This window comes from Sphingomonas sp. Leaf25, from assembly GCF_001421635.1.
Lineage (GTDB): Bacteria > Pseudomonadota > Alphaproteobacteria > Sphingomonadales > Sphingomonadaceae > Sphingomonas.
Map to the genome: position 1 here is coordinate 18159 of NZ_LMKU01000033.1, position 13954 is coordinate 32112.

A 13954-nucleotide genomic window follows, 5' to 3' on the forward strand; every position below is an offset into this window, starting at 1 on the left:
GGAACATCATTTCCCGATACAGAAGCGCCCGAACAGTGCGTCGAGCATTGCCTCGGTCGCCTGTTGTCCCGTCAATGCTGCAAAGCCGTTAAGAACATAGCGCAGTTCCTCGGCGATCAACAGCGGGTCGTGCTGGGCCGCCGCACGGTGCAGCGCGGCCGCAGCGTGCGCGGCATGCGATGCCTGACGCCGGTTGAGCGCAAGGTCGTCGATCGCGGGAAGCAGCGCGCGTGCGGCATCGGCGAGTGCGGTCCACAAGGCATCGATCCCCTCGCCGCTATGCGCCGAGACGGCAAGCCGCCCTGCCCCGCCCGGCCGACCGGGCAGGTCGGCGCGCGGGCACAGCGCGATGACATGGGCGTGGTCGGGCGGCGTATCGTCGCCAAGCCAGACGAGAATATCCGCCGCCGCGATCGACCGGGCGGCACGGTCGATGCCGATCGCCTCGATCGCGTCGTCGGTCGCCTCGCGCAGGCCGGCGGTGTCGAGGAACAGCCACGCGATGCCGCCGCGCGTCACCGGCGTTTCGATCACGTCGCGCGTCGTCCCGGCGATTGGCGATACGATCGCCGCCTCGCGACCGATCAGCGTGTTGAGCAAGGTCGACTTGCCGGCATTGGGCGGCCCGGCCAGCACGACGCGGATACCGTCGCGCAACCGTTCGACCGGCGGCGCGGCGAGGACGGTATCGATCGCGCGGGCAAGGTCGGCGGCATCGTGGCGAACACCGTCGATCACCGCGTCGCCGGCATCGACATCATCCTCGTCGCCATGATCGAGCACCGCCTCGACCGTCGCCGACAGTCGCGTCGCGGTCGCGGTCCAGTCGGCGACCTGCCGCCGCAGCCGCCCGCCGCTGGTGTCGATCGCGATCCGCCGCTGCGCTTCGGTTTCGGCCGACAGCAGATCGGCAAGCCCCTCGGCTTCGGTCAGGTCGATCCGACCATGCGCCAGCGCGCGGCGGGTGAACTCGCCGGGGAGCGCCGCGCGCAATCCCGGTTGCGCGGCGAGTACCCGCTCGACCGCGTCGACCACCGCGCGTCCGCCGTGCAGGTGCAGTTCGACCAGATCCTCGCCGGTCGCGGTCGCCGGACCGGGAAACACCAGCACCAGCGCCCGGTCGAGCAGCCGGCCATCGCCGGGATCGCGCAGGTCACGCACCCCGGCGCGGCGCGGCGGTGGGAGCTTGCCCGCCAAGACGCCGGCGGCGGCGATCGCGCTCCCCCCCGATAGTCGCAGCACCGCGATCGCGGCGGGCGGGCGGCCGCTCGATACCGCGAAGATCGTGGTCGTCATGTCACCCGCCGCGCGCGGCGCTCTCGAACATCTTGCGCCAGAAATTGATGCCCGCCTCGCCCATCGGCGCCCAGCTCCGCATCAGCTGGTCGAGCATCTCGGGGCTGGCGCCCTTCTCCATCGTGTCGGTCAACATGCCGATATAGCGGTCATGCACCGGCGTGAAATCGGGCAGCCCCATCGCGCGCCGTGCTTCCTCGGGCGTGCAGTCGACGGTGAGGTTGATCTTCATGGGGTCCCCCGGATTTGATGTGCTGAGATAGGAATAGGGGCGAACGCGGCGGAATGCGAGAACGCCCGCGCTTCCGGTGCGGGAAGTACGGGCGTTCTTGGCGTTCTGGCGGACATGGGCGAAGCCCATGTCGTCGGTCGGGCTTTTTGCCCGCCGGCCGGATCGATGCGACTCCTGCGGCGGCACGCCGCAGGGCGCATTCGATCACTGGTTCATGCTGTCGAAGAAGTCCTCGTTGGTCTTCGAATTCTTCATCTTGTCGAGCAGGAACTCCATCGCGTCGACGGTACCCATCTGCATCAGGATGCGGCGCAGCACCCACATCTTGGAAAGCTTGGTCTTGTCGACCAGCAGCTCTTCCTTGCGCGTGCCCGACTTGCCGACATCGAGTGCCGGGAAGACGCGCTTGTCCGCCACCTTGCGGTCGAGGACGATTTCCGAGTTGCCGGTGCCCTTGAACTCTTCGAAGATCACTTCGTCCATGCGGCTGCCGGTATCGATCAGTGCCGTCGCGATGATCGACAGCGAGCCGCCTTCCTCGATGTTGCGCGCCGCGCCGAAGAAGCGCTTGGGCCGCTGCAACGCATTGGCATCGACGCCGCCGGTCAGCACCTTGCCCGACGATGGCACGACGGTGTTGTAGGCGCGGCCGAGGCGGGTGATCGAATCGAGCAGGATCACGACGTCACGCTTGTGCTCGACGAGGCGCTTGGCCTTTTCAATCACCATTTCCGCCACCTGGACGTGGCGCTGCGCCGGCTCGTCGAAGGTCGAGGAGACGACCTCGCCCTTCACGCTGCGCTGCATGTCGGTGACTTCTTCCGGCCGCTCGTCGATCAGCAGGACAATCAGGAACACCTCGGGATGATTGTCGGTGATCGCCTTCGCCATGTTCTGCAACATCACGGTCTTGCCGACGCGCGGCGGCGCGACGATCAGCGTGCGCTGGCCCTTGCCCTGTGGGCTGACGATGTCGATGACGCGCGCCGACTTGTCCTTGATCGTCGGGTCGAGCTGGTCGAGCGTCAGCTTGCGCTCGGGGTACAGCGGGGTCAGATTGTCGAAGTTGACGCGGTGACGCACCGCATCGGGATCGTCGAAGTTGACCGAGACCAGCTTGGTCAGCGCGAAATAGCGCTCGCCGTCCTTGGGCGCGCGGACCTCGCCCTCGACCGTGTCGCCGGTGCGCAGCCCGTGTTTGCGGACCTGGTTGGGCGAGACGTAGATGTCGTCGGGGCCGGCGAGGTAGTTCGCCTCGGGGCTGCGCAGGAAGCCGAAGCCGTCCTGCAGCACCTCGATCGTGCCGACGCCCATGATCTGCTCGCCGTTCTCGGCGCGCGCCTTCAGGATCGCGAACATCAGATCCTGTTTGCGCATCGTCGATGCGCCTTCGACCCCCAGTTCCTCGGCCATCGAGACGAGGTCGGCGGGGGCATGTTTCTTGAGGTCTTTGAGGTGCATCGGAAGCGGGGTCCAGATCAGCGGTAGAAGGGCAAGGTCGGCAGCGAGGCGGACACGAGCGGCTGGGACGGGCGCACCGAGGACCGGGCACCGTTGGACGGGAGTTAGGTCCGGCGGCGAATCAAGTCAAGCGGCGGTCGTAGGTCGGCACCGCCATACCGACGTTCAGCGCGCCTCCCTGACCGCTTCCGCCTTGGGGCTAAGCGCCTCGAACACATCGGACCGGACGACCAGTTCGCCGATACATCCCATGCGGACGCGGTCGATCTCTTCTTGTGGCAGCGTTCTCTTCCGCGCCTTCGTCACGGCCGTGGCGATATCGGTGTCCGGCGCGGCACCGTCGATCCGGCCGACGAAATACAGGATGCTGGTGGAAATCGACATGCGCTCGATATCGAGTTTCGCCAGTTCAAGCGCGTTCGTCAGCACGGCGAGACAGCGGATATCGTCGGCGACCCGATCGGGTGGTGCGACCGGTTGCGCCGCCATCAGCATCCACGCCAGCATGTCATCCTCCTCAGAACGGCTTCACCACCGCCAGCACCACCGCCGCGATCGCCGCCAGGGCGGGCAGTTCGTTGGCGAGGCGCAACTGGCGCGGGGTCAGCGTCGGCCGCCCCGCCGCCAGCTTCCGCGCATAGCCGACCGCCCAGCCGTGATAGCCGGTGAGCAGCACCACGACGAGCAGCTTGGCATGGAGCCAGCCCAACCCCGCCCCGCCGTCGAACAGCCCGACATTAGCGGCGAGCAACAGTCCCAGCGTCCAGACGATGACCATCGCCGGGGTCAGGATCATCCGCCGCAGCAGCGCCTCGCGTTTGATCCAGCGCGGCGGCTCGGCCGGGTCGGCGAGGCCCTCCTGATGATGCACCAGATAGCGCGGCAGCATGAACAGTCCCGCCATCCAGAAGATGACGAACACGACATGCGCCGCCTTCACCCAGAGATAGGCGCCGCCGAGGAACCCACTCATCCGCGCACCCGGCCCACGAGGCGTTCGACATGCGCGATCGGCGTATCCTGCTGGATACCGTGGCCGAGGTTGAAGACATGCGGCCGCTCGGGGAAGGCGGCGAGCACCCGGTCGATCCCGGCGTCGAGCGCCTCGCCCCCGGCGATCAGCAGCAGCGGGTCGAGATTGCCCTGCACTGGCAGGCCGTCGGGGAGCACGGCGTTCGCCCAGACCGGATCGACCGTTTCGTCGAGGCCGATCGCATCGACTCCCGTCTCGCGGGCATAGGCGGCGAGCTTGCCCCCTGCGCCCTTCGGAAAGCCGATTACCGGCACGCCGGGGCGCGCCGCATGGAGTTTGGCGGCAAGCCGCGCGGTGGGGGCGATCACCCATGCCTCGAACTGCTGCGGCGAGAGGCTGCCCGCCCAGCTATCGAACAACTGCACCGCCTCGACCCCGGCATCGATCTGGCCGAGCAGATAGGTGAAGGTCGCCGCCTCGATCGCGGCGATCAGCGCGCCGAACGCCGCCGGGTCAGCATGGGCGAAACGGCGGGTGGCCGCCTGTTCCTTCGATCCCTGTCCCGCGACCATATAGGTGGCGACAGTCCACGGCGATCCGGCGAAGCCGAGGAAGGTGACGCCCGGCGGCAGCATCGCCGCCACCTGCCGCACCGTTTCGTACACCGGGTCGAGCCGTTCGGGTGCGCGGGTCAGCGCATCCACCGCCGCATCGACCAGCGGCGGGGCGAGCCGTGGCCCCTCGCCCGCCTCGAACCACAGATCCTGTCCCAGCGCGTGCGGGATGACGAGGATGTCGCTGAACAGGATCGCGCCGTCGAAGCCGAACCGGCGCAACGGCTGCACCGTCACCTCTGCGGCGGCGGCGCTGTCGTGGACGAGCTGGAGGAAACCGCCCTTCTCGGCCCGGAGCGCGCGATATTCGGGAAGATACCGCCCGGCCTGCCGCATGAGCCACAGCGGGGGACGAACCTGTCGCTTGCCGAGCAGGGTCGAAAGGAGCGGTTTGGGGGAAATCGGAACGGACAGCGTCATGCCTCCACTACAGAGATAGGAATCTAGAAAGGTGGTTGAAGTGGTTGGGCGGTGGACAACGGGGCTTATGGTGGATTGCCCACAATGCCAACAGATTGACTCATCGCTGAATCGCGCAAAGCCCGCGATTCCGGTTTCATGATTCACATTATCCACAACCTGTGGATAACTTTTGGGCCTGTGTCGGGTTTGTGGATCGCCTGTGGATAACTTCCGACTTGTCCACAGCTTCCCGAGGAGCCCGGGTTACGCTAGCGGTTTCCCCCGCGTTATCCACAGGCTTGTCCACACGGGGTCCCCATGCGCCTGCACCTCCATCTCCTGTCCGATTCCACCGGTGAGACGCTGGAGAACATCGCCAAGGCCGCGCTCGCCCAGTTCGACGATGTCGAGACGATGCGCCATTTCTGGCCGATGGTGCGCTCCGAGACGCATCTGGAGCGGATCCTCGCGGAGATCGCGGTCAATCCGGGACTGGTGCTGTACACCCTGGTCAATCCCGCCATCCGCCGGATGCTAGAGGCGCGCTGCGCCGCACTGGGCCTGCCGATCGTCGCGCCGATGGATGCGGTCAGCACCGCGCTCTCCAGCCTGCTGGGACAGGAAGCGAAGGCGCGGCCGGGGCGGCAGCACAGCCTCGACGCCGCCTATTTCGCCCGGGTCGATGCGATCCAGTGGACCATCGCCCATGACGACGGCATCGCATCGGAAGATTGGGAAGAGGCCGACATCGTGCTGGCCGGCGTGTCGCGATCGTCCAAGACGCCGACGTCGATCTATCTCGCCAATCGCGGCTACAAGACCGCCAATATTCCGGTCGTGGTCGAAAGCCCGCCGCCACGCATCCTGTTCGGGTTGAAGAACCCGCTGGTGGTCGGGCTGACGACCAGCGCCGACCGGCTGATCGCGATCCGGCGCAACCGGCTGCTGTCGCTCAACCAGATGGCCGACACCGATTATGTCGAGCAGGATGCGGTGACGCGCGAACTGTCCTTTGCACGGCGGATGTTCGCCGATAACGGCTGGCCGGTGATCGACGTCACCCGCCGCTCGATCGAGGAGACGGCGGCGGCGATCATCACCCTGTGCAACGACCGCCGGATGGAGAAACCCGCTTGATCGTCCTCGCCTCGCAAAGCGCCGCCCGCCGCTCGATGCTGGACGCGGCCGGCATCGCCCACGATGTGATCCCCAGCGGACTGGACGAGGATGCGGCCAAGGCCGCGCTCGCCGCCGAGGCACTCAAACCCCGCGACCTTGCCGATGCGCTGGCGGAGATGAAGGCGCTGCGCTGTGCCACGCGGGTGCCCGGCACGATCGTGCTGGGATCGGATTCGGTCGTGGCGCTGGCCGACGGGACGGTGCTCGACAAGCCGCTCGACCGCGCCGATGCTGCGCAGCATTTGCGCAAGCTGGCCGGCGGGCGGCACGACCTGTTCAGCGCCGCCGTCATCGTCGAGGGCGGCCGGCCGGTGTGGCGGCATGTCGGCCATGCGAAGCTGACCGTGCGGCCGATGAGCGATGCCTTCATCGAAACCTATCTCGACGCCGAATGGCCGGCGATCGCCGGCTGCGTCGGCTGTTTCCGTATCGAGGGGGCAGGCGTGCAGTTGTTCGACCGGATCGACGGCGATCACTGGACGATCCTGGGGCTCCCGCTGCTCGAACTGATGCGCTTCTTGCGCCAACGGGGAATGCTGCCGTCATGACACCCTATGCCGAGGTGATCGGCGATCCGATCGCCCAGTCCAAATCGCCGCTGATCCATGGCTTCTGGCTGACCCAACTGGGGATCGACGCCGGTTATCGCGCGACCCACGTCCCGCCCGAGAAGCTCGGCGAGTATTTCGCCGAACGCCGCGCCGATCCGGCATGGCGCGGCTGCAACGTCACCGTGCCGCACAAGCTCGCCGCGCTCGACCATGTCGCCGATCCGGGCGACGTGCGCGGGTCGATCGGCGCGATCAACACCGTGTTCCGGGGCGACGGCGGCGACTGGATCGGCACCAATACCGATGCCGCCGGCTTCCACGCGCCGATCGCCGGGCTGGACCTTGGCGCCAAGCCGGTGGTGGTGATCGGTGCCGGTGGTGCTGCGCGCGCGATCCTGTTCGCACTGTCCAAGCTAGGCGTCGGGCGGGTGACGATCCTCAATCGCAACGTGCTCAAGGCCGCCGGGCTGCTCGCGAGCTTTGGGTTGAAGGGCGACGCGCTGCCGCTGACCGCGCCGCTGCCGGCGGCGAAACTGCTGGTCAACGCCAGCACGCTCGGCATGACCGGCCAGCCGCCGCTGACGATCGACCTGACCCCCCTGCTCGACGATGCCGTCGTCTATGACGCGGTCTATGCGCCGATCGAGACGCCGCTGCTGGCGCAGGCGCACGACCGCGGGCTCGATACCGTCGATGGCCTCGAAATGCTGGTCGGACAGGCGGCGCTGGCGTTCGAGCTGTTCTTCGGGGCCGCGCCGCCGCGCGACCGCGACGATGAACTGCGGGCGGCGCTGTTGAAGTGAACCGGCGGCGTCCGTTCGTCCTCGGCCTTACCGGGTCGATCGGCATGGGCAAGTCGACCGTCGCGGCGATGTTTCGCGACGCGGGCGTGCCGGTGTTCGACGCCGATGCGACCGTCCACGAGCTGCAGGGGCCGGGCGGCGAACTGCTCCCCGCGATCGAGGCGGCGTTTCCCGGCACCACCGGTCCGGGCGGCGTCGACCGCGTGGTGTTGCGTGCCGCGATCTTCGGCGACGCCGACCAGCGCCGGTTGCTCGAATCGATCGTCCATCCGGCGGTGGCGGCGCGGCGGCAGACGTTTCTGACGCATCACGCCGCCGCCGCGCTGGTCGTGCTCGACGTGCCATTGCTGTTCGAGACGGGGGGCGAGCGATATTGCGACGCGGTGGCGGTGGTGTCGACTGACGAGTCGGTCCAGCGCGCCCGCGTCCTCGCCCGGCCGGGCATGACGCAGGCGACCTTCGCCGCGATTCGCGCCAGCCAGATGGCCGATGCCGAAAAACGGGCGCGTGCGACCCATATGATCGATACCGGCACGACGCTGGACGCAACCCGGGCGCAGGTCGCCGCGCTCGTCGCTTGCATGGGGGCGGGGGAAGGCGGATAAGGTGCGGATGCGCGAGATCGTGTTCGATACCGAAACCACGGGGTTCAAATTTTCGGAAGGCGACCGGCTGGTCGAGATCGGTTGCGTCGAACTGGTCAACCGGGTGGAAACGGGCGCGGTCTATCACGCCTATTTCAATCCGGGCCGATCGATGCCCGCCGAGGCGCAGGCGGTCCACGGCCTGTCCGATGCGTTCCTCGCCGACAAGCCGGCGTTCCATACCGCGATCGACGATCTTTTGGCGTTTCTGGGCGACGCGCCGCTGATCGCGCACAACGCCAATTTCGATATGGGCTTCCTGAACGGCGAGCTGAAGGCGGCCGGCCGCCAGCCAGTCGCGATGACGCGGATGGTCGATACGCTCGCCATCGCCCGCAGCCGCCATCCCGGCGCCAAGCACACGCTCGACGCGCTGTGCAGCCGGTTCGGCATCGATCGCAGCCGCCGCGTGCTGCACGGCGCGCTGCTCGACGCGCAACTGCTCTCGCAGGTCTATGTCGAGCTGATGGGCGGGCGGCAGATCGGCTTCGGGCTGGATGCCGCGCCGGCGACGACCATGGCGGAGACGGCCGTGGCACCCGTGCCCGCCGCCGCGCCGGTGCGGCCGCCGCGCGATTTCGCGCCGAGCGAGGCCGAACTGGTCGCGCATGCCGCTTTTATCGCCACGCTCAAGGAGCCGTTATGGGGCCAGTCCGCCCCTTAAGGCGTTGATGCCCCCCGCTTCCAGCGGGTTTAGAGTTCCACAATGACGGAGGATTACATGGACATCCGGGTTTCGGGGCACCAGGTCGACACCGGGGACGCGCTGAAGGCGATGGTCCAGGACCGGTTGCAGGGCATCGCCGATAAATATTTCCAGCGGGCGATCTCGGCGACGGCGACGTTCGGCAAGGGTCCGCACGACAACGGATTCATCTGCGACATCGTCTGTCATGTGACCCAGGGTCTTGTGCTCAAGGGGCATAACGACGGGCAGGACGCGCAGGGTGCGTTCGCCGGCGCCGCCGACAAGATCGAAAAGCAGCTCCGCCGCTACACCCGCCGGTTGAAGGATCGCAACGCCGCGCAGGTCGTGGCGATGGCCGAGGCGGGCGGATACGACAATGGCTTCGACAATGCCGGCTATACCGTGTTCGGCGGCGGCGACGATCATGAGGAAGAGGTGGCCGACGCCCCGCTCATCATCGCCGAGACGCGGGTCGACGTGCCCGATGCCAGCGTGTCCGACGCGGTGATGATGCTCGACCTGCGCAACACCAACGCGCTGTTGTTCCTCAACAGCGGGACGGGTGCGTTCAACATGGTCTATCGCCGGCATGACGGCACCATCGGCTGGGTCGAACCCAATCGTGCGGCACAGACCCCCCAAGCAGCCTGAGTGTACGATTTCCACGACCTGATAAGCCCGAAGTCGGTGCTGGCGGACGTTTCCGCCAGCACCCGCAAGGGGTTGTTCGCGCACCTCGGCACCGTTGCCGGGCCGTTGTGCGCTCTCGACGCGCGTGTCGTCGCCGACCTGCTCGCCGATCGCGAGCGGTTGGGGTCGACCGCGTTCGGCGGCGGCATCGCCATTCCGCATATCCGGGTGGAAACCCTCGACCGGGTCGTCGCGGTATTCCTGCGGCTGGCGCGGCCGCTCGATTTCGGGGCGGTCGACGATCTGCCGGTCGATCTGGTCTTCGCGCTCTTCTCGCCGGTGCACGCCGGCAGCGAGCATCTCAAAGCACTGGCCCGTGTGTCGCGGTCGCTGCGCGACGCGGCGTTCCGCGCGAAACTGCGCGGCGCGGGGTCGAGCGACGCGCTCTATGCGCTGCTGTCGGGTGTCGAGGCGCGTGACGCCGCCTGATACCCTCGCCGGCGAGACGGCGCATTTCCGGGCACTGGAGGCGCTGTATGCGGCGGCCCCGGTCAACCGGCTGTTCGATTCGCGGCTGGAGATCGTCGCCGCCGGTATCGCCCGCATCCATTTCCGCATCGACGAACGCCATTTTCACGCCGCCGGCGCGGCGCATGGCACGACCTATTTCAAGATGCTCGACGATGCCGCCTTCTATGCCGCCAACAGCCTCGTCACCGACCGGTTCCTGCTCACCACCGCCTTCAACCTGCTGCTCACCCGGCCGCTGGGACCCGGACCGGTGGTGGCGGAGGGGCGCTGGGTCAGCGGGAAGCGGCGCGTGTTCATCGCCGACGCGCATCTGACCGATGCCGGTGGCGAGGAAGCGGCGCGGGGCACCGGCACCTTCATGAAAAGCCGGATCGCGCTCGCCTCGCTTCCCGGCTACGCGCCGGCATGAGCGACTGGCCGACGACGCTGCGCGTCAACGCGTTCTGCCGCGTGGTCGAGGCGGCGGGCGGACAGGCGATGGTGCTGGCGCGCGGCGACCGCGAATCGGGGATCGTGCTGCTGCTGACCATCGATTCCGACGGCAGCGCCAGAGTGTTCGAGCGCGAACGCGATCTGGACGGCATATCGCGCATCGTCCGGCGCAAGGCCGATGTCGTGTCCGAAGCGCTGCTCGGCGACTATTGGCGCGACCGGCGACGGGCTGATCCCGACCTGTGGGTGGTCGAGGCGATCGTCGCAGGCGGCGAACGGTTGGGCGCTGAAACCCTGTGGGCTGATTGACACAGGATCGTAACGAAACCTAAGCCGCGCTCCAACAGGCACAAGCGTTGTGTCGGTCGGGGTGCGATACCGATCGGTTACGCAGTCGGGGGGCACGTCCGGTCGTCGGTCTTTCGTTCGCGAAGGGCATGTCTGCCGCGCACCAACCGCATATCATTGACGACCGATGAAGCTGCGCTTCCCCACGGCGACGATCGCCGCCGTGACCTTTTTCGCCAGCCTTGCAGCCGGCATGACCTCTCCGGTCCTTGCGGAAGAAACCGCATCACCGACGACGGTCACTAACCTTCGGGCCACGCCGATGGTTCCCGCGAACGCCCCGGTGCGGTTCGCCCCCCCTGCCGAAGTCGTGCAGACCCTCTCCGTAGCGCCGGCCGAGTTGACCGCCGCGGATGACGGCGTCACCGATTCGACCACCGATTTCTCCACGCTCGATGCCGCCGTCGCCGCACAGAGCGCCGCGATCGATGACGAAGAGCTCAACTGCCTTGCCGTCAGCATCTATTTCGAGTCCAAGGGTGAACCACTCGCCGGACAACTCGCCGTCGCCGACGTCATCCTCAACCGCACCACCTCGGGCCGTTTTCCCAGCTCGGTCTGTTCGGTCGTCAAGCAGCCCGGCCAGTTCTCGTTCGTGAAGGGCGGCAGGCTGCCCGACATCGACACCAGCCGCCGCGCATGGAAGACCGCCGTCGCCGTCGCCCGCGTCGCCACCAAGGACCTGTGGCAAAGCCCCGCCAAGAACGCGCTGTATTTCCATGCGCGCCACGTCAGCCCCAACTGGGGCAAGGCGCGGGTCGCATCGGTCGGCAACCACATCTTCTATCGCTGAGCGTCCGTTTGAAAACGCGCCGGTGCCGTCTACAGACCAAAAACCTTTCCCCGTTCGCATAATGTTCCTATACTGACGCGATGGTGAGCCTCGCCCCGTCGCATCCCGAACCCGCGCTCGACCCCCATCCGCTGATCGCTGCCGAAGTCGCGCGCGGCGTCACCCGGATGCTGCTCGCGCATGACCTGACCGCAATGGCCGAAGTGCCGCTCGACGGCGGACGGCGCGCCGACCTGATGGCGATCGACGCGCGCGGCGGAATTGTGATCGTCGAGATCAAGGTATCGCGCGCCGACCTGCTCGGTGACGGCAAATGGACCGACTATCTGGGCCATTGCGACCGCTATTTCTGGGCAGTGCCGGCCGGGTTCGACACGACGCCACTGGGACAGGAAGCGTTCCTGCCCGAACGGACCGGAATCATCATCGCCGATCGTTACGAAGCGACGATCCTGCGCGAAGCAGCGACGACTCCGCTGCCCGCGCATGTCCGCAAACGCTGTACGCTGGCATTCGCCAGACGGGCGGCACGGCGGCTGATCGGCGCGATCGACCCGGATGCGGTCCGGGGCTGGTAGGCGCGTCTAGAACCGCCGCCAGAGCGTGCCCGCCGCCCAGCCGAAGCCGACCGACAGGAGGACGGCGACCAGCCCGTAAAGCACCGACGCCTGATCGGCGGCGGTCGCGACAAAGCGTTCGAACCCCGATTTGCGGATGTCGATCTCGCGCACCGCCGCGGCCAGCACCCGCCCGTCGCGGATCAGAAAGGTTTCGGCGGTGAATCGCCCCACCGGCACCCGCGCCGGTATGGTGATTGTCGCGCGGTACAGGACGTCGTCGGTGATCTCGACCGCGTCCGGTTCCTCGCGGTACAGCCCGGCGCGGCGGCGCAGATCGACGAAGCCGGCGGCGAACCGCGCCTGATCCTTCGCCGACGTGCCGGCAGCGGGCGAGAGTTGCAGGCTGCCCAGCCCCAGTTCGTAGATCGCGCGGGTCCGGTCGTCGACGATGGCGGCGAGCGGCCGCGACGAGGCGATGGCATAGAAGGACGGCGCCGATCGGTAGCGCATCCGGTCGGCATTGACCCAGATGCCCGCCACCTTCTCCTTTTCGCGCACGACGATCGATTCGGGCGGCCCCTTCACCACCACGACGATCTCGGCCGGCCGGTCGCCCTGCGGCACGCGCCCGCCGGGATAGAGGATCGCGCCGAACAGCAGCAGGTCGGCCCCGGTGAAGCTGTAGGCGATGCGCACGTCGCGGCTCGACACGTCGGGCACCAGCACCGGGGCGGCCGCCCCCATCAGCAGCGGGGCGAGCAGCGCGGCAGCGATCGCGCGCCTCACGCCGGCTGCACCGTATAGAGTTCGTCGGGCTGCCAGCCGAGGCCCAGCGCCATGCGGAACGCCACCGCGAGCACGATGATGGCCAGCGCGAGGCGGAGATATTCGGGCTTGGCCCGTTGCGCGAACCGCGCGCCGATCTGCGCACCCGTCACCGATCCGATCAGCAACAGCACCGCCAGCACGATGTCGACCGCCTTGGTGGTCAGCGCATGGACCATCGTTGCCGCCGCCGTCACGAACAGGATCTGGAACAACGACGTGCCGACCACCACCCGCGTCCCCATGCCGAGCAGATAGAGCATCGCGGGCACGAGGATGAAGCCGCCGCCGACCCCGAGCAACACGGTAAGGATTCCGGTGGCGAAACCGAGCAGCAACGGCGCAAGCGGCGAGATATACAGCCCCGACGCATAGAAGCGCCAGCGAAGCGGCAGCGAAGCGACCAGCGGATGGTGCCGCCGCCGCGCAGGACGCGGCGGGATCGCGCCGCGCAACACCCGCACCGCGCCGATCGCTTCCTTGAGCATCAGCCCGCCGATCGATCCGAGCATCACGACGTACAGGATGGCGATGACGGTATCGATCTGCCCGCTCGACTGGAGCAGGCGGAACACGAACGCCCCGGCGATCGATCCGAACACCCCGCCCGCCACTAGCACCCCGCCCATGCGGAAATCGACCCCGCCGCGGCGCAGATGCGCGAACACGCCCGACACGCTGGCGCCCGTCACCTGGCTGGCGGCCGAGGCGGCGGCGACGGTCGGCGGAATGCCGTAGAAGATCAGCAGCGGCGTGGTGAGGAACCCGCCGCCGACGCCGAACATGCCCGAGAGGAACCCGACTCCACCGCCCAGCAGCACGATGACCAGCGCGTTGACCGACAGGTTGGCGATGGGGAGGTAGAGATCCATGACGATTCATGGGGTAGCCGCTTGGAGTCCGTTTGGAAACGCGCCCATGCGTGTTTGGCGGTGCCGGGCCGACCGGCAGGCGCAGTACGGCGGACGGACCGACATCGAGCCGCCGGGCAC

Annotated in this window: 19 protein-coding genes; 11 read left to right on the plus strand and 8 right to left on the minus strand. The window is 67.7% G+C overall.

The window, feature by feature from the left end; all coding sequences use genetic code 11:
• Positions 1–6: 6 nt before the first annotated feature.
• The 6 genes from mnmE to hemE form a co-directional block, all read right to left on the minus strand.
• On the minus strand, positions 7–1296 hold the full coding sequence (mnmE, locus tag ASE78_RS15085; protein WP_056498219.1) for a tRNA uridine-5-carboxymethylaminomethyl(34) synthesis GTPase MnmE: 1290 nt from the start codon (positions 1294–1296) through the stop codon (positions 7–9).
• Position 1297: 1 nt separating this feature from the next.
• Entirely contained in the window at positions 1298–1657 is a 360-nt protein-coding gene (locus tag ASE78_RS19910; protein WP_414887036.1) for a DUF6489 family protein, read from the minus strand.
• A gap of 75 nt (positions 1658–1732) precedes the next feature.
• Positions 1733–2989, minus strand: coding sequence for a transcription termination factor Rho (rho, locus tag ASE78_RS15095; RefSeq protein WP_056498224.1), 1257 nt, complete (start codon positions 2987–2989; stop codon positions 1733–1735).
• 165 nt (positions 2990–3154) lie between these two features.
• Positions 3155–3496 carry a hypothetical protein gene (locus ASE78_RS15100; protein WP_056498226.1) on the minus strand — a complete coding sequence of 114 codons (342 nt, stop codon included), beginning with the start codon at positions 3494–3496 and terminating at the stop codon, positions 3155–3157.
• A 10-nt stretch (positions 3497–3506) separates the two neighbouring features.
• Positions 3507–3962, minus strand: a complete 456-nt coding sequence (locus ASE78_RS15105) for a CopD family protein (RefSeq protein ID WP_056498227.1) — start codon at positions 3960–3962, stop codon at positions 3507–3509.
• The gene (gene hemE, locus ASE78_RS15110; RefSeq protein ID WP_056498229.1) at positions 3959–4996 is read right to left on the minus strand and encodes a uroporphyrinogen decarboxylase; all 1038 of its coding nucleotides are present in this window, start codon (positions 4994–4996) and stop codon (positions 3959–3961) included. The genes ASE78_RS15105 and hemE overlap by 4 nt, the downstream gene beginning before the upstream one ends.
• A 300-nt stretch (positions 4997–5296) precedes the next feature.
• Between hemE and ASE78_RS15115 the strand changes: the two genes are divergently transcribed.
• The 11 genes from ASE78_RS15115 (at position 5297) to ASE78_RS15165 (ending at position 12155) form a co-directional block, all read left to right on the plus strand.
• The gene (locus ASE78_RS15115; protein WP_056498231.1) at positions 5297–6115 is read left to right on the plus strand and encodes a pyruvate, water dikinase regulatory protein; all 819 of its coding nucleotides are present in this window, start codon (positions 5297–5299) and stop codon (positions 6113–6115) included.
• Positions 6112–6705 carry a Maf family protein gene (locus tag ASE78_RS15120; protein ID WP_082467255.1) on the plus strand — a complete coding sequence of 198 codons (594 nt, stop codon included), beginning with the start codon at positions 6112–6114 and terminating at the stop codon, positions 6703–6705. The genes ASE78_RS15115 and ASE78_RS15120 overlap by 4 nt, the downstream gene beginning before the upstream one ends.
• Complete coding sequence (locus ASE78_RS15125; RefSeq protein ID WP_056498233.1) at positions 6702–7511, plus strand: shikimate dehydrogenase family protein; 810 nt, start codon at positions 6702–6704, stop codon at positions 7509–7511. Before ASE78_RS15120 ends, ASE78_RS15125 begins: the two co-directional genes overlap by 4 nt.
• Positions 7508–8116, plus strand: coding sequence for a dephospho-CoA kinase (gene coaE, locus ASE78_RS15130; protein ID WP_156351524.1), 609 nt, complete (start codon positions 7508–7510; stop codon positions 8114–8116). The genes ASE78_RS15125 and coaE overlap by 4 nt, the downstream gene beginning before the upstream one ends.
• Before the next feature lie 7 nt (positions 8117–8123).
• A complete protein-coding gene (gene dnaQ, locus ASE78_RS15135) occupies positions 8124–8819 on the plus strand; it encodes a DNA polymerase III subunit epsilon (protein ID WP_056498235.1) in 696 nt (231 codons plus the stop codon).
• Positions 8820–8876: 57 nt separating this feature from the next.
• Complete coding sequence (gene hpf, locus ASE78_RS15140) at positions 8877–9494, plus strand: ribosome hibernation-promoting factor, HPF/YfiA family (RefSeq protein ID WP_055762460.1); 618 nt, start codon at positions 8877–8879, stop codon at positions 9492–9494.
• Positions 9495–9962, plus strand: a complete 468-nt coding sequence (locus ASE78_RS15145; RefSeq protein ID WP_056499130.1) for a PTS sugar transporter subunit IIA — start codon at positions 9495–9497, stop codon at positions 9960–9962. It abuts the gene before it with no gap.
• Complete coding sequence (locus ASE78_RS15150; RefSeq protein ID WP_056498237.1) at positions 9922–10413, plus strand: PaaI family thioesterase; 492 nt, start codon at positions 9922–9924, stop codon at positions 10411–10413. The genes ASE78_RS15145 and ASE78_RS15150 overlap by 41 nt, the downstream gene beginning before the upstream one ends.
• The gene (locus ASE78_RS15155) at positions 10410–10745 is read left to right on the plus strand and encodes a DUF1491 family protein (protein ID WP_056498239.1); all 336 of its coding nucleotides are present in this window, start codon (positions 10410–10412) and stop codon (positions 10743–10745) included. The genes ASE78_RS15150 and ASE78_RS15155 overlap by 4 nt, the downstream gene beginning before the upstream one ends.
• Positions 10746–10911: 166 nt before the next feature.
• Positions 10912–11577, plus strand: a complete 666-nt coding sequence (locus ASE78_RS15160; RefSeq protein ID WP_082467256.1) for a cell wall hydrolase — start codon at positions 10912–10914, stop codon at positions 11575–11577.
• 80 nt (positions 11578–11657) lie between these two features.
• Positions 11658–12155, plus strand: a complete 498-nt coding sequence (locus ASE78_RS15165; protein ID WP_056498241.1) for an MmcB family DNA repair protein — start codon at positions 11658–11660, stop codon at positions 12153–12155.
• A gap of 6 nt (positions 12156–12161) precedes the next feature.
• Here ASE78_RS15165 and ASE78_RS15170 read toward each other — a convergent pair whose 3' ends face one another.
• Both ASE78_RS15170 and ASE78_RS15175 read right to left on the minus strand, forming a co-directional pair.
• Complete coding sequence (locus tag ASE78_RS15170; RefSeq protein WP_200911085.1) at positions 12162–12881, minus strand: TIGR02186 family protein; 720 nt, start codon at positions 12879–12881, stop codon at positions 12162–12164.
• A 38-nt stretch (positions 12882–12919) separates the two neighbouring features.
• Positions 12920–13834 (minus strand): sulfite exporter TauE/SafE family protein, encoded by a 915-nt coding sequence (locus tag ASE78_RS15175; RefSeq protein ID WP_056498246.1) that lies wholly within the window; start codon positions 13832–13834, stop codon positions 12920–12922.
• Between the last annotated feature and the right edge of the window lie 120 nt (positions 13835–13954).

Bases quoted from the DNA above. Each gene is read 5' to 3' on its own strand.
- ASE78_RS15155 (WP_056498239.1), top strand. From the start codon at position 10,410: ATGAGCGACTGGCCGACGACGCTGCGCGTCAACGCGTTCTGCCGCGTG.
- ASE78_RS15115 (WP_056498231.1), top strand. From the start codon at position 5,297: ATGCGCCTGCACCTCCATCTCCTGTCCGATTCCACCGGTGAGACGCTG.
- ASE78_RS15125 (WP_056498233.1), top strand. From the start codon at position 6,702: ATGACACCCTATGCCGAGGTGATCGGCGATCCGATCGCCCAGTCCAAA.
- ASE78_RS19910 (WP_414887036.1), bottom strand. From the start codon at position 1,657: ATGGGCTTCGCCCATGTCCGCCAGAACGCCAAGAACGCCCGTACTTCC.
- hpf (WP_055762460.1), top strand. From the start codon at position 8,877: ATGGACATCCGGGTTTCGGGGCACCAGGTCGACACCGGGGACGCGCTG.
- rho (WP_056498224.1), bottom strand. From the start codon at position 2,989: ATGCACCTCAAAGACCTCAAGAAACATGCCCCCGCCGACCTCGTCTCG.
- mnmE (WP_056498219.1), bottom strand. From the start codon at position 1,296: ATGACGACCACGATCTTCGCGGTATCGAGCGGCCGCCCGCCCGCCGCG.
- hemE (WP_056498229.1), bottom strand. From the start codon at position 4,996: ATGACGCTGTCCGTTCCGATTTCCCCCAAACCGCTCCTTTCGACCCTG.
- ASE78_RS15160 (WP_082467256.1), top strand. From the start codon at position 10,912: ATGAAGCTGCGCTTCCCCACGGCGACGATCGCCGCCGTGACCTTTTTC.
- ASE78_RS15175 (WP_056498246.1), bottom strand. From the start codon at position 13,834: ATGGATCTCTACCTCCCCATCGCCAACCTGTCGGTCAACGCGCTGGTC.
- ASE78_RS15170 (WP_200911085.1), bottom strand. From the start codon at position 12,881: ATGGGGGCGGCCGCCCCGGTGCTGGTGCCCGACGTGTCGAGCCGCGAC.
- ASE78_RS15105 (WP_056498227.1), bottom strand. From the start codon at position 3,962: ATGAGTGGGTTCCTCGGCGGCGCCTATCTCTGGGTGAAGGCGGCGCAT.
- ASE78_RS15150 (WP_056498237.1), top strand. From the start codon at position 9,922: ATGCGCTGCTGTCGGGTGTCGAGGCGCGTGACGCCGCCTGATACCCTC.
- ASE78_RS15165 (WP_056498241.1), top strand. From the start codon at position 11,658: ATGGTGAGCCTCGCCCCGTCGCATCCCGAACCCGCGCTCGACCCCCAT.
- dnaQ (WP_056498235.1), top strand. From the start codon at position 8,124: ATGCGCGAGATCGTGTTCGATACCGAAACCACGGGGTTCAAATTTTCG.
- ASE78_RS15100 (WP_056498226.1), bottom strand. From the start codon at position 3,496: ATGCTGGCGTGGATGCTGATGGCGGCGCAACCGGTCGCACCACCCGAT.